The following is a 22,485-nucleotide window of genomic DNA, read 5'->3' as shown; positions in this document are numbered from 1 at the left end:
TCGGCCATGAACGGCATGGCGACCCCGGCCGCTCCGGGTGCTGTGCTGTTTCGCGCTCGGCATCTGTGTGGCGGAGTGGACGGCGGCCCTCCCGGCCACCCGACGAGCGGCGTGGGTCGCTGCGGGAGGCGCCGCCGGCCTGGTGGTGGCGGCGATCGCACTCGAACCCGGAGCACCACGAGCCTGGGCCGCGATCACCTTCGCGGGGATCGTCGTCGGAGGCCTGGCGGTCGCGAGTCCGCGCTCCACCGCGGGGCTGCGCAGCCGCCCCGCGCGCTTCCTGGGGCAGCTCTCGTTCTCCACGTACCTCGTGCACGTCTTCGTGCTCATCCTGCTGGCGAAGGCGATCACGCCGAGCGCCGTCGACGGCATGCCGCTCCTCCTCCGTGCTCCGATCATCCTGGCCTGGTTCGGCTCGATCCTCGCCGCGTCGTGGCTGCTCCACACGCTCGTGGAGGTGCCGTGGCATCGGAGACTCGCAGCACCGCGCACGAGCCGGGCCGTCCACGCCGACGGATCGGCGACCGGCGCTTAGGCGTTCGTGCCCGACAGCGGACCCCGCGCCGACCGAACGCCCTGCGCGATGCGCTCGGGGAGCCGCAACGCGGCGCTGACGAAGGCGAGCACCGCCACGGCGAGCGACACCCAGAGCACGGACCAGGCGGCATCGGTGGGCGGGCCCAGCAGCAGCGACGCCGCCGCGTCCCCGACGCCGCCGGGGATCGCGACCGACACCGCGAACACGAGGGCGAGCCGGGCAGCGCCGAGCAGGATGAGCGTCAGGCCCGCCGCGAGCAGGACGCCGATCGCGGCTCCGGCCACGGTCCGGCTCGGGTTGCGGCGCCCCAGCCAGAGCAGGATCACCCCGAGTGCGAGGAGCCCGATCGCGAGCCAGGGCGACCAACCCGCCGCCGTCTCGATCACCTGGATTCCACTGAGTACCGGCGCGACCTGCGACGCCGGGACGACGTCGACCACGCGGTCGACGTCCGGGATGGCGGCCGCGAAGCCGAACCCCGCGTCGACCAGCCACGTGCGGGTCGCGGAGACGATCGGACCCAACTGCACGCCCAGGCCCTGCTCGGCCGAGACGTCGATGACCGCTCCCTGGGAACCGGAGACGCCCGCGACGAGCTGCTCATGCGTGACGCGGAGGGCTTCGGCCCAGGCGGTCGCGAACGCGGGCGAGGCCGCGAACTCGGCGACGTTCCGACGCAGGACCTCGCGCAGCGCATCCGCGGTGTCGCCACCGATCGCGCCGAGCACCTCCGAGATCGCCGGCGGGAGCGAGAGGGTCGCCGCGAGGTCGGCCGGTACTGCAGCCGCCGCATCGAGGTCGACCTGACTCTCCAGCGCGGCGAGCGCCTGGTCCCCCACGAAGGCCTGGACGGCGGGGTCCGTGGCCAGCGGGGCGAGGGTGTCGACGAACGCGTCGGTGTCGCGGAGCATCGTGTCCGCCCAGGTGCTGACGAGGGCGACCGGGATCAACAGGGCGCCGATCACGATCGCGACCGTGCCGAAGAAGCCCCATGCGCCCGCTCCACGTCGGACCGGCTGCTCGACGGCCTCCGCCCGGAGCGCGTCGAAGGTGACGAAGTCGTTGCGGGCGTCGGACGACGGGTGATCGGTCACGCGCCCGAGTCTACGAGTCGGCGCCGTCCGGGCGTCTGGATCCGCGAGACCGCGCGATCGCTTCGACCGCCGCCACCGTGGACACGGTCACCCGTTCCGGCAACACCTCGAGCGGGAACCACCGGAGGCCGCCATGCTTCTCCGGCTCTCGGAGTTCAGGCTCGCCGACGGTGTCCTCCGCGAGGTACACCGGCGAGATCCAGTGCTGCTGCAGCGCCTCCTCGAAATGGTCGACGACGCACAACAGCTCGATCGAGCCGAGCTCGAGCCCGGTCTCCTCCAGTGCCTCGCGACGGACGGCGTCTTCGAGGCGTTCCATCCAATCGACCTTCCCGCCGGGGATGCCCCAGGATCCGGCCTCGGGCTCGCGGAGGCGCTCGAGCAGGAGGATCCGACCCTCGCGGACGATCGCGACGCCGCACCCGGAGCGCGGGTGCGACACGGGCTCTTCAGCGGGCGGAAGCGCGGTTGACGACACGTGCTCACGCTACTCGACGCCGCACCGACTCGGCCGTGAACGATCACGGTACGCTTGCTCCCGGCACCACGACGATTCGATGATGAAAGCGCAGACCATGCCCTACGAAGCAGCCGAAACCCGTTACGACGACATGACCTACCGCCGCGTCGGCCGCAGCGGACTGCGCCTCCCCGCGCTGTCCCTCGGTCTCTGGCACAACTTCGGCGAAGGCCGCAGCATCGAGGTCCAGCGGGCCATCGTGCGCCGCGCCTTCGACCTCGGGATCACCCACTTCGACCTCGCCAACAACTACGGCCCACCCGCGGGTTCCGCCGAGACCGCCTTCGGCCGCATCTTCGCCGAGGACCTCGCCGCCCACCGTGACGAGATCATCATCACCTCGAAGGCCGGCTACTCCATGTGGCAGGGGCCCTACGGCGAGTGGGGCTCGCGCAAGACCATGCTGTCCTCGCTCGACCAGAGCCTCGCCCGTATCGGCGTCGAGTACGTCGACGTCTTCTACTCGCACCGCCCCGACCCGGAGACCCCGATCGAGGAGACGATGGGTGCGCTCGCGACGGCGGTCAAGCAGGGCAAGGCGCTGTACGCCGGCATCTCGAACTACTCCCCCGAGCAGACCATCGCCGCGGCGGCCGCGCTTCGTGAGCACGGTGTCCCGCTGCTCGTGCACCAGCCCCGCTACTCGATGTTCTCCCGCGAGGTCGAGGACGGCCTGCTCGACACCCTCGACGACCTCGGTCTCGGTGCCGTCGTGTTCAGCCCGCTCGCGCAGGGCATGCTGACCGACCGCTACCTCGGTGGGACGGTCCCGTCGGACTCGCGTGCGGCGACGAGCCACTTCCTCAACGAGGAGTCGATCACGGACACCTACCTCGAGCGCGCCCGCGGCCTGCAGGCGATCGCCGAGGAACGCGGCCAGACGCTCGCGCAGCTGGCGCTCTCGTGGGTGCTGCGTCGCGACACGGTCACGTCGGCGATCATCGGTGCCAGCTCGGTCGAGCAGCTCGAGGGCAACTACGCGGCGATCCACCGCCTGGACTTCGACGACGCCGAACTCGCCCGCATCGACGAGTTCGCCGTCCACGGCACCCTCCGCTGACGCCACATCCCCTCGCCTGACCCCTTCACGCTTGTCCCTCACTCAGGACAGCTCCGGCGCGTCGCCCCCGCACCCACCCGACCCGCCGGAGTTCTCCTGAGACAGGTTCACAACTCAGGAGGATGTCGGCGCGTCGCGCAGAACGCCCCGGCGTGTCGGGATGACACGCCGGGGCGTTCCTGAGTTGCGAACCGCGTCGGAGCTCGGGTCAGATGAGGTCGTCCGAGAGGTGGTTCGGCGTGCCGAAGCGGTGCGCCGTGATCGAGACCGCCTGCTCCTGGAGGAACGGCAGCAGCTCGATGCGGCCGGCCTCGGTGACGTCGCCCGCGTAGATCGCGACGTCGGGGCTGCCGGAGGTCGCGTGGGCGACACCCTCGGTCGTCCCACCGATGATCCGGACGCGCGCGCCGGCCTTCGTCCCGACGAGCGAGGCGGCGGTCACGTACCAGCGGTCCTCGCTCTCGACGGTGATCCCACCGGCGATGGCCTCGACGGCCGGGACGAGCTTCGGCGGCAGCGCGACGGCGGACGACACGTGCACGGTCGCGCCCGCGGTCGCACCGGCGGCGACGACACGGAGGAGCTCCGCGACCGAACCGCCGTCCACGAGACGCACGTGGACCTCACGCGGCACGTACCGGAACACGTTGCGCTCGGCGGTCAGCTTCGACACGTCCTTCGCGACCCCGAACTCGTCCGCCCACGCGGCTGCGTCGCTCGCAACCGACCGGCGCAGGAACGCGAACTCGTCGGCGGTGAGCACCGCGTCGGCGGCACGCAGCAACGAGGCGACAGCGGGCTTCGGGCCACGGCGCTCCGCCGACCGACCGACGGTGCGCTCAGCCGTGCTCTCGGCGCTCGACCACGAGCCGAGGCCGATGAGGTAGTTCGGGCCACCGGCCTTCGTGCCCGCGCCGACCGCGGACTTCTTCCAACCGCCGAACGGCTGACGCTGCACGATCGCGCCGGTGATGCCGCGGTTCACGTACAGGTTGCCGGCCTGGATGCCGTCGAGCCAGAGGCGCAGCTCGGCCGGGTTCAGGGAGTGCAGCCCGGCGGTGAGTCCGTAGTCGATCTCGTTCTGGATGGCGATGGCCTCCTCGAGGGTCTCGGCCGTCATGATCACCGAGGATCGGACCGAAGTACTCGGTGAGGTGGTACTCGGAGCCGCGGGCGACGCCGGCACGCACGCCGGGGCTCCACAGCTTGCCGCTGTCGTCGAGCTGCTTCGGCTCGACCAGCCACGACTCACCGGAGCCGAGCGTCGTCAGGCCGCCGAGCAGCTTGCCCTTCGCCGGCTCGATGATCGGACCCATCTGCGTGGTCGGGTCGACCGGGTAGCCGACCTTGAGCGACGTGACGGCGTCGACGAGCTGGTGACGGAAGCGGCGCGAGGATGCGACCGAACCGACGAGGATCACGAGCGACGCGGCCGAGCACTTCTGGCCGGCGTGACCGAAGGCCGACGCGACGACGTCCTTCACCGCGAGGTCGAGGTCGGCGCTCGGGGTGACGATGATCGCGTTCTTGCCGGACGTCTCGGCGAGGAGCGGCAGCTCGGGACGGAAGGAGCGGAACAGCTCCGCCGTCTCGTAGCCACCGGTGAGGATGACGCGCTCCACCGCCGGGTGGGCGATCAGGCGCTCTCCGAGCGAGTTGTCGGCCAGCTGCGCGAAGCGGAGCACCTCGCGCGGCACACCGGCCTCCCACAGCGCCTCGATCATGACCGCGCCGCTGCGGCGAGCCTGACGGGCGGGCTTGATGATGACGGGCGACCCGGCGGCGAGCGCCGCGAGGGTCGAACCGGCGGGGATGGCGACGGGGAAGTTCCACGGCGGCGTGACGACGGTGAGCTTCGCGGGGGTGAAGGTCGCGCCGTCCACGTGGTCGAGCTCGCGGGCGCGCTCGGCGTAGTAGTGGGCGAAGTCGATCGCCTCGGACACCTCGGGGTCGGACTGGTCGAGGGTCTTGCCGGTCTCCGACGCCATGACCTCCATGAGGTCGGCACGACGCTGCTCGAGGACGTCGCCGGCGCGGTGCAGGATGACCGCACGCTCGGCGCCGGAGAGCGAGCCCCACGAGGCGCCCGCTGCGGTCGCTCCGTCGATGACGGCGTCGAGGGCTTCGACGCTGTCGAGGATGGACGCGGCGACGGTGTCGTTCCCGAGCCGCGACTCGGTGACGCGGGTGAGGATGTCGCGTCCCCAGACCCGGTTCGCGGGGAGCGAGGGGTCGGTGTCGGGGGTGTTCTCGAACGCGTCGACCGGGGAGGCCTCGGCGGGCTTCGTGCGGTCCTGCTGCCGGTTCGGCGCGGGGACGGTGGTGTCCAGCTCCGCGAGCGACGCGAGGAACCGCTGCTCCTCACGGGCGAAGAGGGTCTCGTTCTCGCTCAGCTCGAACACGGCGGACATGAAGTTGTCCTGGCTCGCGCCCTCCTCCAGGCGGCGGATGAGGTACGCGATGGCGACGTCGAACTCCTGCGGGTGCACGACCGGCGTGTAGAGCAGGAGCTCGCCGACGTCGCGCTTCACGGCCTCGGCCTGGCCCTGAGCCATGCCGAGCAGCATCTCGAACTCGACGCCGCGCTCGACACCACGCTGCTTGGCGAGCAGCCAGGCGAAGGCGATGTCGAAGAGGTTGTGGCCCGCGACGCCGATGCGCACGTTGTCGATGCGGTCGGGGTGCAGGGCGTACTCGACGACGCGCTTGTAGTTGGTGTCGGAGTCCTGCTTGGTGGACCAGGTGGCGAGCGGCCAGTCGTGGAGCGACGACTCGACCTGCTCCATGGGGAGGTTGGCGCCCTTGACGATGCGCACCTTGATGCCGGCACCACCGGCGGCACGGCGACCGGCCGACCACTCCTGCAGGCGGATCATCGCGGACAGGGCGTCGGGCAGGTAGGCCTGCAGGACGATGCCGGCCTCGAGGTCGCGGAACTGCGGGAGGTCGAGGAGCTTGGTGAAGACCGCGATGGTGAGGTCGAGGTCCTTGTACTCCTCCATGTCGAGGTTGATGAACTTCGCAGGTGTGGCTTTGGCGGCACGCTCGAACAGCGGGGTGAGGCTCGTGACGACGTGCTCGACGGCTTCGTCGAACGCCCAGACCGAGTGGGGGCTGACGGTGGAGGAGACCTTGATGGAGACGTAGTCGACGTCGGGGCGCGCGAGCAGCTTGTGGGTGCCCTCGAGACGACGTGCCGCCTCACCCGTACCGAGGACGGCCTCGCCGAGCAGGTTGACGTTGAGCCGGGTGCCGGGCGTCTTGATCTTCGCGATCGCGGGGCCGAGCTTCTTGTCGGTGGCGTCGACGACGAGGTGGCCGACCATGTTGCGGAGCACCTTGCGGGAGATCGGGATGACGACGCCGGGCAGGATCGGGGCGAACGCACCGCCGCAGCGGACGGCGGCCTTCAAGTACCAGGGGAGGAACGCGGGCACCTTCGGGGCGATCGTCTGCAGGGTGCGGGCCGCGACGCGGAGGTCCTCCGGACGCACGACGCCGTCGACGAAGCCGACCGTGAACTCGAGGCCGGTCGGGTCCTTCAACACACCGGCGAGCTGCTGCGCGGAGGCGTCGGCGGGGATCGTCGAGGCCGTCTGGAGCCAGCGGCGGACGAGGGCGATGGCCTCGGTGGCGAGGGCGTCGCGGTCGAGCTGCTGCGTCGATGCAAGAGTGTCGGTCATGGTGCCAGTATCGGCGTCGAGACCAATAAGATACAGCGAAGGTTTTCGAACGATATTCATCGGTTGAGCCGATGGTTTTGGAGGGCACCGTGCTGGACGTCCGACGGCTCCGCCTCCTGCGCGAACTCAAGATCCGCGGGACGATCGCCGAGGTCGCTTCCGCCCTCAACTTCAGCCCCTCCTCGGTGTCGCAGCAGCTCTCCGTCCTCGAGCAGGAGACCGGCGTCGAGCTCCTGCGGAAGGTCGGTCGACGGGTGCAGCTCACCCCGCAGGCCGAGATCCTCGTGGGGCACACGGACGCACTCCTCGACACGCTCGAGCGCGCCGAGGCCGACCTCGGGGCGTCCCTCACGACCGTGTCGGGCACCATCCGCGTCGCGGTCTTCCAGTCGGCGGCGCTCGCACTCATGCCGGCGGCCCTGAGCGCCATGCGCCGCGACCACCCGGACGTCCGCGTCGAGATGGTGCAGCACGAACCGGAGACGGCACTGGCCGAGACCTGGGCGCGCGACTTCGACGTCGTCGTCGCGGAGCAGTACCCCGCCCACGCCGCCCCGCGGCACCCCGGACTCGACCGCCGTCAGCTCGCCACCGACCCGATCCGACTCGCGTGCCCGCCGGTCGCGAACGAGATCCACCCGGTGCTGCGCATCGAGGATGCGGCCGACCTCCCCTGGGTCATGGAGCCGCACGGAGCGGCGTCACGCCACTTCGCCGAGCAGTTGTGCCGCCGCGCGGGGTTCGAGCCCGACGTCCGCTACCAGACCGCCGACCTCCAGGCGCAGATCCGGTTGATCGAGTCCGGCAACGCGGTCGCCCTCATCCCCGACCTCCAGTGGGCGGGCGAGCCGGCCAGCTGTCGCCTCGTCGACCTGCCCGACCTCCCGCGACGCACCATCTTCACCTCCGCGCGCGAGGCCGGCGTCACCCGCCCGGCGATCGTCGCCTTCCGCGCCGCCCTCGAGGCCGCGGCGGCCTAGCCAGGACGGGCGGGAACGCTGCCAGCGAACGCGGCGCGCAAGGGGGTGCGCCTCCCAGCCGCCGGTGCTTGGCTGGAACTCCCGCATTCCTCCGAAGGAGCACCCGCATGACCGACACCACCGCACGCCCCGCAACCGCCGCCGGCACCTTCTCGCTCGGCGGCGACCTCACCGTCAACCGACTCGGCTACGGCACCATGCAGCTGACCGGCGAGGGCGTCTGGGGCGAGCCCGACGACCGCGACGGCGCCATCCGCCTGATCAAGCGCGCAGCCGAACTCGGCGTGAACTTCTTCGACAGCGCCGACGCCTACGGTCCGGACGTCACCGACACCCTCCTCCGCGAGGCGCTGCACCCCTACGACGACATCGTGATCGCGACGAAGGTCGGCCAGACGCGACAGGGTCCCGGCGAGTGGACGCCCACCGGCGTGCCCGCCTACCTCCGCCAGCAGGTCGAGCTCGGCCTCCGCCGTCTCGCCGTCGACCGCATCGACCTCCTGCAGTTGCACCGGATCGACCCGACCGTGCCGTTCGAGGACCAGATCGGCGAGCTGCGCAAGCTGCAGGACGAGGGCAAGATCCGACACATCGGCCTCAGCCAGGTCAGCGTCGCCGAGGTCGAGGCGGCCCAGCAGATCGCTCCGATCGCGTCGGTGCAGAACCTCTACAACCTCACCGACCGCTCCTCGGAGGACCTCCTCGACTGGTCGACCGAGCACGGCGTCGCCTTCATCCCGTGGTTCCCGCTGGCGACCGGCGCCCTCAGCAAGGAGGACGGCCCGCTCACGCAGCTCGCCGAGCGACACGACGCGACCCCGTCGCAGCTCGCGCTGGCCTGGCTGCTCAAGCGCTCGCCCGTCATGCTCCCGATCCCGGGGACGTCGAGCATCGAGCACCTCGAGGACAACCTGCAGGGTGCGACGATCGAGCTCACCGACGACGAGTTCGAGGAGCTGTCCGCCGTCTCGGAGTAGCCCGGACGCGCGGTCACTGACGCTTCCTTCCGGTCACTGAGCTTGTCGAAGTGCGCCCTTCGACAGGCTCAGGGACCGCACCGCCGGTCACGGAGCGGCCACCCGGTCACTGAGCTTGTCGAAGTGCAGCGCAGCTCAGGGACCGACCACCCGGCTCAGCGGAGCCGCTTCGACAGCTCGTGCGCCTGCTCCAGCAGCAGGCCACCGAGGAACGCCTGGCGCTCAGGCCGGAACCGGGACTCGATCCCGGTGAGACTGAGCGCCCAGGCGGGCTTCCCCGCCGCATCGAAGACCGCCGCGCCCATGCCCCAGCTGCCCTCGAGGATGAGCGCCGGGTTCACCGCGTACCCGCGCTCGCGCGTCTCGCGGATCCGCTCGCGCACGCGGTCGGCGGCGTGGGCCCCACCCCACCGCTCGACGAGGTCGGCGCGACCCAGGTAGTCGTCGATCTCCTCGTCGCTCGAGAACGCGAGGATCGCCAGTCCCGCCGACGCGACCCCCAGCGGGAAGCGGACACCCTCGGTCAGGACGAACGACCGCACCGGGAAACTCCCCTCCTCGCGCAGCAGACACACGGTCTCGAAGCCGCGACGCACCGAGAGGAAGGCGCTCTCGCCGCTCTCGTGCGCGAGGATCCGCACGCTCTCCCGGGCGAGCTCGGCGACGTCGTACCGCTCCGCCGCGAGCGATCCGAGGAGGAACAGCTCCGGGCCGAGGTGCCACCGGGCGGCGCGGACGTCGTGGTCGAGGAAGCCTTCGGCGGCGAGCGAGGCGAGCAGGCGGTGCGCCGTCGGCCGGGTGAGCCCGGCGGCCGCGGCCACCGCCGAAGACGACGCACCACCGGGATGCTCCGACACGATCTTCAGGATCCGGCTCACGCGCGAGACGACCTGGGCGCCGCGCATCCCCTCAGCCACGTCGTACCCCCAGTTTGTCCACATGGTGAGCCTACGCCGCAGCCGGGACCACGTCATGAGCGAATCCGGGATCGGGCCCCATGCCACCTTTGACACCGCAGGACGGCTGTGACTGACTACAGGAGAGACGAGCGGCCAGTGCCACCATGTGGTCAGGCCGGCCCGCCATCCACAAGGGAGTGACATGACGAAACACTGGTCGAGCGCCGCCGAGGCGTTGCACGAGGTCGTCCGGGACGGAGCGACCATCGCGGTCGGCGGGTTCGGCCTGAGCGGCAACCCGACCGACCTCATCGAGGCCCTCCGGGACACGGGTGCCACCGACCTCACGATCGTCTCCAACAACATGGGCGTCGACGGCAAGGGCCTCGGCATCCTCCTCGAGAACCGACAGGTGCGGAAGGTCGTCGCGTCGTACGTGGGCGAGAACAAGCTCTTCGCCAAGCAGTTCCTCGACGGTGAGCTCGAGGTCGAGTTCACCCCGCAGGGCACGCTCGCCGAGCGGCTGCGCGCGGGCGGCGCCGGTATCGCCGGGTTCTACACGAAGACCGGCGTCGGCACCCCGGTCGCGGAGGGCAAGCCGACGGAGGTGTTCGACGGGGAGACCTACGTCCTCGAGCGCGGCATCGTCGCCGACGTGGCCCTCGTGCACGCGTTCCGCGCCGACCGCGAGGGCAACCTCGTCTTCCGGCACACCGCTCGGAACTTCAACCCGATCGTCGCGACCGCCGGCCGGCTGACGATCGCCGAGGCCGAGGAGGTCGTCGAGGACGGCTACCTCGATCCGAACACCGTCGTCACCCCCGGCATCTTCGTCCAGCGCCTCGTCACGGCGACGCCGCGGGTGAAGGACATCGAACAGCGCACCGTCCGTCCGGCGGCCGCCACCACGACACCGGCAGGAGCCTGATCATCATGTGGACGAGAGACGACATGGCCGCGATCGCGGCGACCGAACTCCGCGACGGCGAGTACGTGAACCTCGGCATCGGCATCCCCACGCTCGTCGCGAACCACGTCCCGCCGGGGGTGCACGTGACCCTCCAGAGCGAGAACGGCCTCCTCGGCATGGGTCCGTTCCCGATCGAGGGCGAGGAGGACGCCGACCTCATCAACGCCGGGAAGCAGACGGTCACGCTCCTCGAGGGCGGGAGCTACTTCGACTCGGCGATGTCGTTCGGCATGATCCGCGGCGGCCACGTGCAGCTGGCCATCCTCGGCGCACTCCAGGTCTCGGGTGCGGGCGACCTCGCGAACTGGACGATCCCGGGCAAGCTCGTCAAGGGGATGGGCGGCGCGATGGACCTCGTCGCCGGGACCCCGCGGGTGGTGGTCGTCACCGAGCACGTCGCGAAGGACGGCAGCCCGAAGATCGTCGAGCGGTGCGATCTCCCACTCACCGGTGTCGGTGTCGTCGACCGGATCATCAGCGACCGCGCCGTCTTCGATATCGTCGAGGGGGCGCTCGTCCTGCGGGCCTTCGCGCCCGACACGAGCGTCGCCGAGCTGCGCACCCTGACAGGCGCGGAGTTCTCCGTCGAACTCGACCCCACCACCACCGGCGAGGTGCCGACCGCACCCGCCACGCCTCAGGAGGCACACGCATGAGCACCGTCATCGTCGGGTACGCCCGCACCCCGTTCGTGAAGTTCAACGGGGCGTTCGCGTCCGTGCCGGCCACCGAGCTCGGCGCCCACGCCATCCGCGCGGCCCTGTCCCGGGCAGGAGTCGACGCCGCCGACGTGCAGCAGGTCATCGCCGGCCAGGTGCTGCAGGGCGCCGCCGGCCAGAACCCCGCCCGGCAGTCCGCCGTCGGGGCCGACATCCCCTTCACCGTCCCCGCCATCACCGTCAACGCCGTGTGCCTCTCCGGCATGGAGGCGATCGTCACCGGCACGCGTCTCATCGACGCCGGCGAGGTCGACGTCGTCGTCGCGCTCGGCCAGGAGTCGATGAGCCTCGCCCCGCACGCCTGGTCGGGCTCGCGCGCCGGCAAGCGCTACGGCGCCATCGAGCTCGTCGACACCCTCGATCACGACGGCCTGACCGATGCGTTCGAGCACCGGTCGATGGGGTCGTCCACCGAGGAGCGCAACGGCTCACTCGGCATCGCACGCCCGGAGCAGGACGCCTGGGCGGCCGGGTCGCACCAGCGGCTCGCGGCAGCGGCGGACGTCCAGGCCGAGGAGATCGAACCCTTCTCCGTGCCGGGGCGCAAGGGTCCGACGGTCGTGAGCGCCGACGACGGACTCCGCGCCGACACCACCGCCGAGTCGCTGGCCGGGCTGCGTCCCGCGTTCGGCGGCGAGGGCACGATCACCGCGGGCAACTCCTCCCAGATCACCGACGGAGCGGCCGCGGTCGTGCTCATGAGCGAGGAGGCGGCTGCAGCCCGGGGACTCACCCCGATCGCCCGGGTCGTCGCGCACGCGCTCGTCGCCGGACCCGATGTGAGCCTGCACGCCCAGCCGTCGAACGCGATCGTCGCCGCCCTCGCGAAGACCTCCCACACGACGGGCGACCTCGCAGCGGTCGAGATCAACGAGGCGTTCGCCGCCGTGTCGGTCCACTCGACCGACGAACTCGGGGTCGATCCTGCGATCGTCAACGCGAACGGCGGCGCGATCGCCCTCGGTCACCCGATCGGCGCCTCCGGCACCCGGATCGTCGGGCACCTCGCCCGGCGCCTCGCCGCCGCCGGCTCGGGTTCGATCGGTGCCGCCGGCATCTGCGGTGGCGGCGGCCAGGGCTCCGCGATCATCCTCGAGGCCGTCTGACCCGTCCGTAACTCCTGCTTGACGCTCGGCACCGATCCCCGCCCGTGCGCAACTCCTGCTGATCGCGCCGCGTCGCCGCACGCCCCGGCGTGTCGGGTGAGCCGCACGGCTCCAAGCAGGAGTTGTGCGCGCGGGCGGGGATCACCGCCTCGGAGGAGCAGGAGTTGTGCGCGGGGCGAGCTGGCCGCGCTGCCGACTCAGACGGGCTCGCCGGTGACGGTGTAGCGGAGGTGGACGACGCCGGCCTCGAAGCGACGCTCGTCGACGAGTTCCAGACGCCGCCGGAGGTTGGCCGGCAGTGCACGCAAGCCGCCGCCGACGATCACCGGCGAGAGGAACAACTGCACCTCGTCGACGAGCCCCGCGGCGATCGCCTCGGCTGCGAGGTGTGGGCCGCCGACGCTGAGGTCGCGGTCCGATTCCGCCTTCCACCGGCGCACGGCCTCCGGATCGAACGATCGCTCGAGCGTCGTCCGGGCCGTCGAGACCGCGTCGAGCGACGTCGAGTACACGACCTTGTCGGCAGCGAGCCACAGAGCCGCGAAGTCCGCGATCTCGCGGGGCTCGTCCGGCAGCTCGTCCGCCGTCTCCCAGAACGTCATGATCTCGTACATCCGCCGGCCGAACAGGTAGGTGCCGATCGGCCGGGAGAGCTCGTTCACGAAGGCGTGCACCTCGGCGTCCGGGGCGCTCCAGTCGAAGCGGCCCTCCTCATCGGCGAGGTAGCCGTCGAGCGAGCTGATCGCCGAGTAGATGAGCCTGCCCATGTGTCCTCCGTCGCCAGTGCCGGTACGCGAGAGGCTAGGCCGCAGAGGCGACCGCCCACAAGGGGTGGCTCCGGCACCGACGGTCAGGCGGGCGGGATGACGAGCGTCGCGAAGGAGTCTGCCGGCAGGGTCGGCGTGATGACGTCGTCGCCCACCACGATCTGCACGGGGAGCGGTTCGCCGAGGTCGTTCTGCATCACGAGCACGACGCCGCCGTCCGGGTTGCGGAAGGCGAGCAGGTTCTCGTGCCCGGTCCAGCTCATCGTCGCGAGCCGCTGTGCCCCCGGCTGCAGGAAGTGCCCCAGGTGCCGCATGAGGAAGTACTCGTGGGTGTATCGGAAGGTCCGGGTCTCGGGGTCCACGACGACGAGCGAGTTCTGCGCCCAGCCCCAGCGGCTGACGCCACCCTCCGTGAGTGCGAGGTTCCAGTACGTGTAGGCCTGCGCGCCGTTCGTGAAGAAGTGGCGCATGAGTCCCCAGGTGTGTCGCACGAAGCGCCAGTCGTTCCGTCCGTCGCCGCACTCCTGCTCGGTCTGGTAGAGCGCGAGGTCGGGGTGGGCGTGATGCACGGCGGCGATCGCGCCCTTGCCGGCCCACTGGAAGCCGACTCCGGCGACCCACGGGCCGGCCGCCGGATCCCGGAGCACGGTCTCGATCTGCGCGTCGTGCGGCCGCTCCTGCGTGCCGAGGAAGACCCGCACTCCGAGACGGTCCATCTCCGGGCCGAGGACGGCGATGAACCGCGCGAGCCCCTCGGCCGTCCACACGCAGCTCGGGAACACCTGCGCCGAATTGAACTCGTTCTGCGGCATGACCATCTCGACGCGGATGCCCTCCTCGCCGTAGGCCTCGACGAAGCGGGCGAAGTACCGGGCGTAGGTCTCGAGGTAGCGGTCTTCGAGGATGAACAGATCGGTCCCCTCGGAGCCCAGCTGGTCGTCACGGATGCCGTTGTCGACGTCTGATCCCGCCCAGGGGCGTGCAGCCGCGTAGTGCCCGTTCGTCTTCATCCAGGTGGGCGGGCTCCACGGCGACGCCCAGAGACGCAGGTCGCCCCGGTACCGCTGCGCCGCCTGGATGAAGGGGACGAGCGTCGCGCGGTCGTGGTCGATGCTGAAGTGCTCGAGGTCGAAGTCGCCGTCGACCTCGTCGTAGGAGTACCAGTCGGTGGAGAAGTCGTTGGCGCCGACGGGCATGCGGCAGAGCGAGAGGTTCAGTCCAGCGCCCGGCGTGAAGAGGTCGGCACAGGATGCCCTCGCGGTCCTCCTCAGAGAGGAGCCCGAGCGCCGTCCAGCCGAGTTCGTTGAAGCACCCGCCGATGCCGTCGACGGTCTGCCGGGGGTTCATCACGTCGACCATGACGTTCGGCATCCCCGCGAGTCGTCCGAACCCGAGGGGCTCCTGCTCCTGCCAGGGTGCGTCCTGGGTGGTCACGACCCAGCTGACCGACCGCGCTGAAGGCGTGGTGCCTCCGCTGGCGACGGGGCTGCTGGCGGGACTGCTGCTCGTCATCGAGTGCCTTTCGACGGGGGTCCTCCGTGGACCGCGACCGGTGCTCCCACCAGTATGTTGCAGAACCCGCGAAAACCGAAGAGCAGTCGTCATTCACCATCGGACGCGGCGCACAGCAGGGCTCACCCGAGCGGCGCACCCGGGACACCCCGCTGGTATGCCGTTCGCAGGCGGTCGTACACTCGATGGATGGCCGATTCCACGACGGTCCGGGAGCCGCAACCCGGAGCAGACCTCCCCGACGCCCGCGGGCGCACCGGCCTGCACCGGACCGGCCTCGACCTCACCGGCAACCCGCGCGTCCAGGTGACCGACGTGGAACTGGTCGCCGCCGCCTGGCACGTCCTCCGCCGGACGACCCTGCGGGTCCAGGACCGCTCAGGCGCATGGTCGACGCAGCAGCGCGAGACCTACGACCGCGGCAACGGCGCGACCATCCTGCTCTACCACGGTGACTCCCGGAAGGTCCTGCTCACCAGGCAGTTCCGCTACCCGGCGTACGTCAACGGACACCCGACCGGCGAGCTCATCGAGACCGCCGCCGGCCTGCTCGACGACGACGATCCTGAGACGGCGGTCGCCCGTGAGGCCCGCGAGGAGACCGGGTTCGCGGTCGAGGCCGTCCAGCATGTGTTCGACGCCTTCATGAGCCCCGGCTCCGTGACCGAGCGCCTGCACTTCTACGCGGCCGAGTACGACCCCGCTGCGCGTCGCGGCGACTGGGGCGGGCTCGCCGAGGAGGGCGAGGAGATCGAACTCCTCGAACTCGACATCGACGACGCGATCGCGCGCATCGGCGACGACATCATCGACGCGAAGACCATCATGCTGCTGCAGTGGGCGAGGCTCTCCGGCCCGTTCGCGACGGCACCGACGCCTGTTCCGCCCGCACGCTAGTACCGCGGAGACTCCCGGACTCCGAGCTCGCCAGAACACCGTGCCACCCGACTCCGGGTGGCCGATCGGCGAACCCGAACACCGGTCGGCCCCCCGGTCCCTGAGCGAAGCGCCGGTCCCTGAGCGAAGCGCCGGTCCCTGAGCGAAGCGCCGTCCCTGAGCGAAGCGCCGGTCCCTGAGCTTGTCGAAGGGTGCCCCGACCGAGCCCGCCACCGCCCTTCGACAGGCTCAGGGACCGGCATGCGTCAGCTCAGGCCGAGCGGATGATGTCCGTGAGCACCGCGCAGCCGAAGTCGAGCGCGTCGAGCGGCACACGTTCGTCGACACCGTGGAACATCCCGGGGAAGTCGAAGTCCGCCGGCAGCCGGAGCGGGATGAACCCGTACCCCGTGATGCCGAGTCGGCTGAGCGCCTTCGCGTCGGTGCCGCCGGGGATGAGGTGCGGGAGCACGGTCGCACCGGGATCGTGCCGCTCGATGACCGCTTCGATCACCGAGACGAGCTCGCCGTCGTTCGGCGACTCCATCGCGATGAGTTCCAGCTGGACCTCGACGTCGACCCCCTCGCCCGCCGCCTCGCGGATGCGCGCGATGACCTCGTCCCGCTGGCCGGGCAGGAACCGGGCGTCGACCGTCGCGGTCGCGGACTCGGGGATCACGTTCTCCTTGTACCCGCCGGAGATCATGGTGACGTTCGCCACGTTCTGCAGGCCGGCGCGCAGCCGCGACGCACTCGGGCCGACGAGCGCGGCGAGTTCGAACGGCGACAGCTCGGAGGACGCTCCGGTCAGTTCACGCAGCCGCTGGAACAGGTGCGTCGTGGTCTCGGTGAACGACACCGGCCAGTCGAGCGCGCCGATCCGGCCGACCGCGGCGGCGAGCTTGACGATCGCCGAATCCTGACTCGCGAGCGAGGCGTGACCGGCGGCACCGTGGGCGGTCAGTCGCAACCAGAGCACGCCCTTCTCGCCGGTGTTGAGCAGGTAGGCGCGGGTGTCGGCTCGTTCGCCGAGGGTGACGCTGTACCCGCCGCCCTCGCTGATCGCGTCGCGGACGCCGGCGAACTGCTCCGGGTGGTGCTCCACCATCCACTGCGAGCCGAGGACGCACCCGGCCTCCTCATCGGCGAAGAACGCCAGGACGACGTCTCGCTCGGGCTGCTCCCCCGCCGTCACCATGCGCCGGACCGACGCGACGATCATCGCCACCATGTTCTTCATGTCGACGGCACCGCGGCCCCACAGCATGCCGTCGGCGATCTCGCCACCGAACGGGTCGACCGTCCACGCGGCCGCGTCGACCGGGACGACGTCGAGGTGCCCGTGCAGCAGGAGGCCGGGCAGGGTGCGGTCACGACCTGGCCACCGTGCCACGAGGTTCGTCCTGCCGGGCTCGGCCTCGAAGCGCTCGCACACGATCCCGACCTCACCGAGCAGGCGTTCGACGAGGTCGGCCGCGCGGGACTCGCCGACGGCACGCCCGCCGCCGTAGTTCGAGGTGTCGATCCGGATGAGGTCGCGCGTGATGGAGACGACCTCCGAGAGACCGACCGGGTCGCTCACGCGCTCGCCCACGCTCATTCGGCGGTCCGCGGGACCACGGTGAACCGGCGGTTGGCGAGCGAGGGCACCCGCGCACGGACGGCGTCGAGTCGCGCCGGATCGAGCTCGGCGAAGACCACCCCGGGCGCCTCGCCGGCGGCGGCGATGACGACGCCGGCCGGGTCGACGATGATCGAGTTCCCGGTGGCGAGCGGGCCGGTCTGGTTGGCGCTCACGACGTAGGCGGTGTTCTCGATGGCCCGGGCGCGCACGAGGGTCGTCCAGGCGTCCTCCTTGCCGGGGCCGACGATCCACATCGCGGGCAGCAGGATGACGTTGGCGCCGGCGTCGATGAGACGCCGCGCGCTCTCCGGGAAGCGGAGGTCGTAGCAGGTGAAGGCACCGATGCGGAGGTCGCCGAGCTCGAGGACGAACGGTTCGGTGAGCTCGCCGGCCGAGATGCCGTCGCTCTCCGCGTACCCGAAGGCGTCGTAGAGGTGCACCTTCCGGTACGTCGCAGTGATGTCCCCCTCGGCGTCGATCGCCACGAGCGTGTTGTAGGGCAACCCGCCGGGGTTCTCCTCGATGGTGCCGACGACCGTCGGGAGGGAGCGCGCGGCGGCTGCGGCGGCGACACCCGTGATGAAGGGTCCGTCGAGTGGTTGGGCGATCGCGGCGAGCGCGCTCGGCGGCTCCGAGGTGGCGTAGCTGCTCATCTCCGGCAGCACGAGCAGTTCGGCGCCACCCGCCGCGGCCTCACCGAGCAGGGCGACCACGCTGGCGAGGTTCTCGTCGATGTCCGTTCCGGCGGAGAACTGCCCGGATGCGATGCGCATGTGAAACCTCGTTCCGTGGGAAGGGCCGCGACCGTCAGCGCGCGGCCGTCCAGCCACCCTATGCCGAGAGTGGGGGCGTGCGCCGCCGGAGCCGGAGCCGGCCCTGGCTCACGAGGATGCCGAGCACGACGATCACGCCGCCGACCGGCTCGTTCCAGTGCAGGATCTCACCGAGCACGAGGATGCCGAGGACGACACCGACGAGGGGCGTGAGGTACGTGACGGTGGACGCCGCCGTCGGGCCCCAGGAGTCGACGATCGTCGTCATCCAGATGTAGGCGACGCCGGTACCGAGTGCTCCCAGGGCGAGCATGCTGAGGACGACCGGGGCGTCGAGCGACACCGGCTGCATCGCGATGAACGGCGAGAGCACGAGCATGATGACGGCGGCGAGCGAGATCTCCACGGCGGAGATGACGACCGCGTCGTAGCTGTGGGTGCCGAGGACGAACTTCCGGAGGTAGACGAAGGCGATGCCGTAGCAGAGGGTCGCGCCGAGGCAGGCGAGCTGAGCCGGGATGGACTCGAGGATCGCCGGGTCGGCCAGGACGCGCCAGGGGCCGACGACGATCGCGACGCCGAGGGCGCCGACGAAGATGCCGAACACCTGCAGGCCGTTCAGCCGTTCCTTCGGGAGGAACACGGCGCCGACGGCGAGCGTCATGATCGGCGTGGTCGCGTTGAGGATGCTCGACAGGCCGGACGGCAGGAACTGTCCCGCCCAGGAGAACAGGAGGAACGGGGCGACGCAGAGGAAGACGGAGACGACGGCGAGGTGCGCCCAGAGCCGACGCTCTCGCGGCCAGCGGCGTCGGGTGACGAGCATGATGATGCAGAGCGTCAGGGCGCCGAGCACCACGCGGGACAGGGCGACCTGCGCCGGAGCGAGCCCGGTCAGGCCGGTCTTCATGAAGAGGAAGCTGGCACCCCAGATGAGCGCGGCACCGAGATAGGCGCCCAGCACCCTGCGGGACCCTGGTGCGACGAGCGCGGTGACACGGGTGTTCGGTGCTGCGGCGCTCATCGTGCTCCCTCGAGTCGGACGACTCAGCTTGGCATCACCCACCGACGCGCGCGTGCACCGTTCTGCGACGCGGACGTCCTTGTCTCAGGACTCCTCCGGCACGCCGCCCTGCTCCCCGGGCGACGCGCCGGAGTTCTCCTGAGAACGGTCCGGTCGGTCAGACGGTGGTGGCGACGGGCTCCAGCCGGTGGATCGCCTCCACGAGCGGCGCGAGTTCCGGGAGCGACTCCGCGGTGGTGAGCGACTCCTCGAGGGCGCGGTCGTGCACCGGTCGGGCCTCCTCGAGCAGCGCCTTCCCGGCCGCCGTGAGCTCGGTGTAGACCCCTCGTCGGTCGTCGGCGCACAGCACGCGGGTGAGGAGCGCGCGGTCCTCGAGGCGGTTGACGAGCCGGGTGGTGGCGCTCGGCGACAGGGCCGTCGCGCGGGCGAGCTGCTGCATGCGCATGTGCCAGCCGTCCTGGCGCCCCAGGGCGTCGAGCACGGTGTACTCGACCACGGAGAGCCGGGCCTCGGCCTGCAGCGCGCGTTCCAGATCGGACTCGATCGATCCGTACAGGGCGGCGAGCGTCCGCCACCCCTGCGCGCGGATCTCAACAGCGTCGTCGGCGATGCCCATCGGGACTCCTCGGTTCGAACATCGATCAATTGATTGCAGACGCACATAGTTGCTTGCGCTATTACCTAGCGCGTGCAACGATATCTATCGCGCGTCTGCAACTATCAGCGTACGCGTCCCGGCTGCAGGCCACCAGCACTCTCCCCACGACCCCCAGGAATCGCAGGAATCGTCATGCCACTCGGTCTCATCGCCCTCGCCCTCGGCGGCTTCGGCATCGGCCTCACGGAGTTCGTCATCATGGGGCTGTTGCCCGAGGTGGCGGCCGACTTCGGCGTCTCGGAGGCCGCAGCCGGCTGGCTCATCTCCGGCTACGCCCTGGCCGTCGTCGTCGGGGCGCTCGCCCTCACCGCGGCGGTCACCCGACTGCCGAAGAAGCCCGTCCTGCTGGCCCTGATGGTGCTCTTCATCGTCGGCAACCTCGTCTCCGCACTCGCCGGCGACTACCAGATCATGCTCGCCGGCCGCATCCTCGCCGCCCTCAGCCACGGAGCGTTCTTCGGTATCGGCTCGGTCCTGGCGGCGGCGATGGTCCCCGCCCACAAACAGGCCGGCGCGATCGCGATCATGTTCACCGGCCTCACCGCGGCGAACGTGCTCGGCGTCCCGTTCGGCACGCTGCTCGGCCAGCACTTCGGCTGGCGCTCGACCTTCTGGGCCATCACGGTGATCGGGGTCGTCGCCTTCATCGGCATCCTGGCACTCGTGCCGAAGCCGAAGCGTGACGAAGCCCCGGACGTCGCTCCTCGCCGAGCTGCGCGCGTTCCGCTCCGGCCAGGTCTGGCTCTCGATCGCTGTCACGGTCCTCGGCTACGGCGGCATGTTCGGTGCGTTCACCTACATCGCGTACACACTCACGGAGGTCAGCGGCTTCGCCTCGACCACGGTGCCGTGGCTCCTCATCCTCTTCGGCGTCGGGCTCCTGGTCGGCAACATCGTGGGTGGCAAGGCGGCCGACCGGAACATCGACCGGACGCTCATCGTCGTCATCGCGGTACTGACCGTGATCCTGGTCGCCTTCGCCGCGACCGCACAGTCGCCCGTCGCCACCGTGATCGCCCTCGTCCTCATGGGCGGCTTCGGATTCGCGACCGTCCCCGCGTTGCAGATGCGGGTCATGCGGTACGCGTCGGCCGCTCCCACGCTCGCCTCGGGAGCGAACATCGCCGCGTTCAACCTCGGCAACGCGCTCGGCGCCTGGCTCGGCGGCGTCACGATCACCGCCGGCCTCGGCTACACCTCGCCGATCTGGGCCGGAGCGGCCATCACCCTGCTCGGCCTGATCGTCATCATCGGTGCGTCCACCGCCGCGAAGCGCTCCCGCCGTCGTCCACAACTCCTGCAGGATGAGCCCACCGACGCCGCCCGCCAGGAGGTCCCGCACCCCGTGTGAGCCGCGCGCGACTCCAGCAGGAGTTGTGGACGCTCTGGGCTTCGCACCTCGACAAGCTCGGTGACCGGATGGGAGGCTCGGCAACGGGGCGGGGGGCTCGGTGACCGGGGTAGGGGCAGCTCGGCGAGCGGGCCAGCGGCGAGCGGCGAGCGGAGGGCGAAGGGCGCGCTACCGTGGGCGGATGAGCCGAACCCCTCGCCCCAGTGACACCATGATCGCGGTCGCCGAGCACTGGGCGGCCGAGCGACCGGCGATGCAGCCCGGCAGCCCGACCATCACGATGCTCGGAGCGGGCACGGCGAACGAGGTCGCAGCGGTCGAACTCGACGGCGGCGAGCGCGTCATCGTGAAGCTCTCCCCCGCGGACGCGGCCGGCCTCACCTACGAGCGGTCCCTCATGGCGACCGAGGCGCTCGCGCTCCGCATCCTCGGCCGTGCGGAGGTGCCGCAGCCGGAGATCGTCTTCGAGGCGACGCTCGACGGACGCGACGCCCTCGTGATGACCGAGCTCACCGGCCGACCGGCGAACAGCACCGAGACCGTCCCCCTCGCCCGCGACGTCCTCGGCCGCACGCTCGCCCGTCTGCACGAGGCGGGTCGCACGCCGTTCCACGTGGAACCAGACGACGTCGACATCCCGGCGGAGGCCGCGTCCATCGATTCGGCGACCGGCCTCGCCGAGGGGAACCGATTCGGCTACCCCTTCCGCCCGGAGCTTCAGGCGGCCAGTGCCGCGGACGCCTACCGGCTCGTCGTGGAGGCCGTCCTCGCCGATGCCCTGCGGTTCGAGGTCGACCTTCCGGTCGCGGCGGACGAGATCCGACACCTGATCGACACCGCGCTGCCGGCCTTCGACAGCGTGACGGAGCCGACGCTCGTCCACTTCGACCTCTGGGAGGGCAACCTCCTCGTCATGCCCGAACACGGGGCGGAGGCCGCCCAACTGACCGGCGTCATCGACCATGAGCGCGCGCACTGGGCCGACCCCACCGCCGACCTCGTCTCCCTGGCGCTCTTCACCGACGTGCCGGAGACGGTCGCCGCCGACTCGGAACTCCTCCGCGCCTACCGCGAGACGTCCGGCCGCGAGCTCCTGCCCGATGAGGACGCCCGGACCCGCGCGCGCCTGTGGTCGCTGTACCTCGCGCTCGTCATGGTGGTCGAAGGTGTCCCGCGTGGCTACGAGGGCGACTGGTTCGACGAACACGACGCGTCGGTGCGCACGTGGATCGGTGACATCGCGGCCTCGCTCGCCTGAGCCGCGCGACTCTCCGGTCCCTGAGCTGACCTCCTCCGGTCCCTGAGCTGACCTCCTCCGGTCCCTGAGCTTGTCGAAGGGCGGTCGGGGCACTTC

At 70.9% G+C, this 22,485-nt stretch carries 18 protein-coding genes and 2 pseudogenes; 10 read left to right on the top strand and 10 right to left on the bottom strand.

Annotated elements, in window-relative coordinates; translation table 11 throughout:
* Positions 1-37: 37 nt before the first annotated feature.
* On the top strand, positions 38-535 hold the full coding sequence (locus tag AC5JOC_RS08200) for an acyltransferase family protein (RefSeq protein ID WP_494246087.1): 498 nt from the start codon (positions 38-40) through the stop codon (positions 533-535).
* On the opposite strand, the gene AC5JOC_RS08195 is transcribed toward AC5JOC_RS08200, so the two are convergent.
* Positions 532-1,632: a serine/threonine-protein kinase gene (locus AC5JOC_RS08195; protein WP_494246085.1), complete on the bottom strand. Its 1,101-nt coding sequence runs from the start codon at positions 1,630-1,632 to the stop codon at positions 532-534. The two genes, AC5JOC_RS08200 and AC5JOC_RS08195, sit on opposite strands and share 4 nt — an antisense overlap.
* Before the next feature lie 10 nt (positions 1,633-1,642).
* On the bottom strand, positions 1,643-2,110 hold the full coding sequence (locus AC5JOC_RS08190; RefSeq protein WP_201299344.1) for an NUDIX hydrolase: 468 nt from the start codon (positions 2,108-2,110) through the stop codon (positions 1,643-1,645).
* A 97-nt stretch (positions 2,111-2,207) separates the two neighbouring features.
* Here AC5JOC_RS08190 and AC5JOC_RS08185 point away from each other — a divergent pair, with 97 nt between their 5' ends.
* Positions 2,208-3,212 carry an aldo/keto reductase gene (locus AC5JOC_RS08185; protein WP_494246360.1) on the top strand — a complete coding sequence of 335 codons (1,005 nt, stop codon included), beginning with the start codon at positions 2,208-2,210 and terminating at the stop codon, positions 3,210-3,212.
* A gap of 208 nt (positions 3,213-3,420) precedes the next feature.
* Here AC5JOC_RS08185 and AC5JOC_RS08180 read toward each other — a convergent pair.
* Positions 3,421-6,895, bottom strand: a pseudogene (locus AC5JOC_RS08180) (bifunctional proline dehydrogenase/L-glutamate gamma-semialdehyde dehydrogenase).
* Between the two features lie 89 nt (positions 6,896-6,984).
* Here AC5JOC_RS08180 and AC5JOC_RS08175 point away from each other — a divergent pair.
* Both AC5JOC_RS08175 and AC5JOC_RS08170 read left to right on the top strand, forming a co-directional pair.
* Positions 6,985-7,875: a LysR family transcriptional regulator gene (locus AC5JOC_RS08175; protein WP_071262156.1), complete on the top strand. Its 891-nt coding sequence runs from the start codon at positions 6,985-6,987 to the stop codon at positions 7,873-7,875.
* Between the two features lie 107 nt (positions 7,876-7,982).
* A complete protein-coding gene (locus AC5JOC_RS08170) occupies positions 7,983-8,852 on the top strand; it encodes an aldo/keto reductase (protein WP_192004060.1) in 870 nt (289 codons plus the stop codon).
* Positions 8,853-9,007: 155 nt separating this feature from the next.
* Here AC5JOC_RS08170 and AC5JOC_RS08165 read toward each other — a convergent pair whose 3' ends face one another.
* Positions 9,008-9,793: an IclR family transcriptional regulator gene (locus tag AC5JOC_RS08165; protein WP_426738942.1), complete on the bottom strand. Its 786-nt coding sequence runs from the start codon at positions 9,791-9,793 to the stop codon at positions 9,008-9,010.
* Between the two features lie 160 nt (positions 9,794-9,953).
* Here AC5JOC_RS08165 and AC5JOC_RS08160 point away from each other — a divergent pair, with 160 nt between their 5' ends.
* From AC5JOC_RS08160 to AC5JOC_RS08150, 3 genes are read left to right on the top strand one after another with little or no spacing between them, the layout of a single operon-like run.
* Positions 9,954-10,679: a CoA transferase subunit A gene (locus AC5JOC_RS08160; RefSeq protein ID WP_085511404.1), complete on the top strand. Its 726-nt coding sequence runs from the start codon at positions 9,954-9,956 to the stop codon at positions 10,677-10,679.
* A gap of 5 nt (positions 10,680-10,684) precedes the next feature.
* Positions 10,685-11,377, top strand: a complete 693-nt coding sequence (locus AC5JOC_RS08155; RefSeq protein ID WP_430892827.1) for a 3-oxoacid CoA-transferase subunit B — start codon at positions 10,685-10,687, stop codon at positions 11,375-11,377.
* Positions 11,374-12,546, top strand: coding sequence for an acetyl-CoA C-acyltransferase (locus tag AC5JOC_RS08150; RefSeq protein ID WP_079704415.1), 1,173 nt, complete (start codon positions 11,374-11,376; stop codon positions 12,544-12,546). The genes AC5JOC_RS08155 and AC5JOC_RS08150 overlap by 4 nt, the downstream gene beginning before the upstream one ends.
* A 197-nt stretch (positions 12,547-12,743) precedes the next feature.
* On the opposite strand, the gene AC5JOC_RS08145 is transcribed toward AC5JOC_RS08150, so the two are convergent.
* Together AC5JOC_RS08145 and AC5JOC_RS08140 are read right to left on the bottom strand one after the other, a co-directional pair.
* Complete coding sequence (locus tag AC5JOC_RS08145; protein ID WP_079704414.1) at positions 12,744-13,313, bottom strand: dihydrofolate reductase family protein; 570 nt, start codon at positions 13,311-13,313, stop codon at positions 12,744-12,746.
* A gap of 83 nt (positions 13,314-13,396) precedes the next feature.
* A complete protein-coding gene (locus AC5JOC_RS08140; protein ID WP_494246081.1) occupies positions 13,397-14,509 on the bottom strand; it encodes a glycoside hydrolase family 30 protein in 1,113 nt (370 codons plus the stop codon).
* A gap of 505 nt (positions 14,510-15,014) precedes the next feature.
* Here AC5JOC_RS08140 and AC5JOC_RS08135 point away from each other — a divergent pair.
* Positions 15,015-15,722, top strand: coding sequence for an NUDIX domain-containing protein (locus AC5JOC_RS08135; RefSeq protein ID WP_079704412.1), 708 nt, complete (start codon positions 15,015-15,017; stop codon positions 15,720-15,722).
* Positions 15,723-15,972: 250 nt separating this feature from the next.
* Here AC5JOC_RS08135 and AC5JOC_RS08130 read toward each other — a convergent pair whose 3' ends face one another.
* The 4 genes from AC5JOC_RS08130 to AC5JOC_RS08115 all read right to left on the bottom strand — a co-directional run bounded on the left by AC5JOC_RS08130 (position 15,973) and on the right by AC5JOC_RS08115 (position 19,738).
* On the bottom strand, positions 15,973-17,301 hold the full coding sequence (locus AC5JOC_RS08130; RefSeq protein WP_192018904.1) for a M20/M25/M40 family metallo-hydrolase: 1,329 nt from the start codon (positions 17,299-17,301) through the stop codon (positions 15,973-15,975).
* Positions 17,298-18,098, bottom strand: a complete 801-nt coding sequence (locus AC5JOC_RS08125; RefSeq protein WP_138945810.1) for a carbon-nitrogen hydrolase family protein — start codon at positions 18,096-18,098, stop codon at positions 17,298-17,300. Before AC5JOC_RS08125 ends, AC5JOC_RS08130 begins: the two co-directional genes overlap by 4 nt.
* 58 nt (positions 18,099-18,156) lie before the next feature.
* Positions 18,157-19,122: a DMT family transporter gene (locus AC5JOC_RS08120; RefSeq protein ID WP_494246078.1), complete on the bottom strand. Its 966-nt coding sequence runs from the start codon at positions 19,120-19,122 to the stop codon at positions 18,157-18,159.
* A gap of 157 nt (positions 19,123-19,279) precedes the next feature.
* Positions 19,280-19,738 carry a MarR family winged helix-turn-helix transcriptional regulator gene (locus AC5JOC_RS08115; RefSeq protein WP_137242863.1) on the bottom strand — a complete coding sequence of 153 codons (459 nt, stop codon included), beginning with the start codon at positions 19,736-19,738 and terminating at the stop codon, positions 19,280-19,282.
* A gap of 174 nt (positions 19,739-19,912) precedes the next feature.
* Here AC5JOC_RS08115 and AC5JOC_RS08110 point away from each other — a divergent pair.
* Positions 19,913-21,131: pseudogene (locus AC5JOC_RS08110) on the top strand (MFS transporter).
* Positions 21,132-21,312: 181 nt separating this feature from the next.
* Complete coding sequence (locus AC5JOC_RS08105) at positions 21,313-22,389, top strand: phosphotransferase family protein (RefSeq protein WP_430892836.1); 1,077 nt, start codon at positions 21,313-21,315, stop codon at positions 22,387-22,389.
* Positions 22,390-22,485: the final 96 nt, after the last annotated feature.

Source organism: Plantibacter sp. (assembly GCF_059073635.1).
This window is presented reverse-complemented; position numbering and strand designations above follow the sequence as displayed.

Bases quoted from the DNA above. Each gene is read 5' to 3' on its own strand.
- AC5JOC_RS08185 (WP_494246360.1), top strand. From the start codon at position 2,208: ATGCCCTACGAAGCAGCCGAAACCCGTTACGACGACATGACCTACCGC.
- AC5JOC_RS08170 (WP_192004060.1), top strand. From the start codon at position 7,983: ATGACCGACACCACCGCACGCCCCGCAACCGCCGCCGGCACCTTCTCG.
- AC5JOC_RS08165 (WP_426738942.1), bottom strand. From the start codon at position 9,793: ATGTGGACAAACTGGGGGTACGACGTGGCTGAGGGGATGCGCGGCGCC.
- AC5JOC_RS08160 (WP_085511404.1), top strand. From the start codon at position 9,954: ATGACGAAACACTGGTCGAGCGCCGCCGAGGCGTTGCACGAGGTCGTC.
- AC5JOC_RS08155 (WP_430892827.1), top strand. From the start codon at position 10,685: ATGTGGACGAGAGACGACATGGCCGCGATCGCGGCGACCGAACTCCGC.
- AC5JOC_RS08150 (WP_079704415.1), top strand. From the start codon at position 11,374: ATGAGCACCGTCATCGTCGGGTACGCCCGCACCCCGTTCGTGAAGTTC.
- AC5JOC_RS08145 (WP_079704414.1), bottom strand. From the start codon at position 13,313: ATGGGCAGGCTCATCTACTCGGCGATCAGCTCGCTCGACGGCTACCTC.
- AC5JOC_RS08140 (WP_494246081.1), bottom strand. From the start codon at position 14,509: ATGCCCGTCGGCGCCAACGACTTCTCCACCGACTGGTACTCCTACGAC.
- AC5JOC_RS08135 (WP_079704412.1), top strand. From the start codon at position 15,015: ATGGCCGATTCCACGACGGTCCGGGAGCCGCAACCCGGAGCAGACCTC.
- AC5JOC_RS08130 (WP_192018904.1), bottom strand. From the start codon at position 17,301: ATGAGCGTGGGCGAGCGCGTGAGCGACCCGGTCGGTCTCTCGGAGGTC.
- AC5JOC_RS08125 (WP_138945810.1), bottom strand. From the start codon at position 18,098: ATGCGCATCGCATCCGGGCAGTTCTCCGCCGGAACGGACATCGACGAG.
- AC5JOC_RS08120 (WP_494246078.1), bottom strand. From the start codon at position 19,122: ATGAGCGCCGCAGCACCGAACACCCGTGTCACCGCGCTCGTCGCACCA.
- AC5JOC_RS08115 (WP_137242863.1), bottom strand. From the start codon at position 19,738: ATGGGCATCGCCGACGACGCTGTTGAGATCCGCGCGCAGGGGTGGCGG.
- AC5JOC_RS08105 (WP_430892836.1), top strand. From the start codon at position 21,313: ATGAGCCGAACCCCTCGCCCCAGTGACACCATGATCGCGGTCGCCGAG.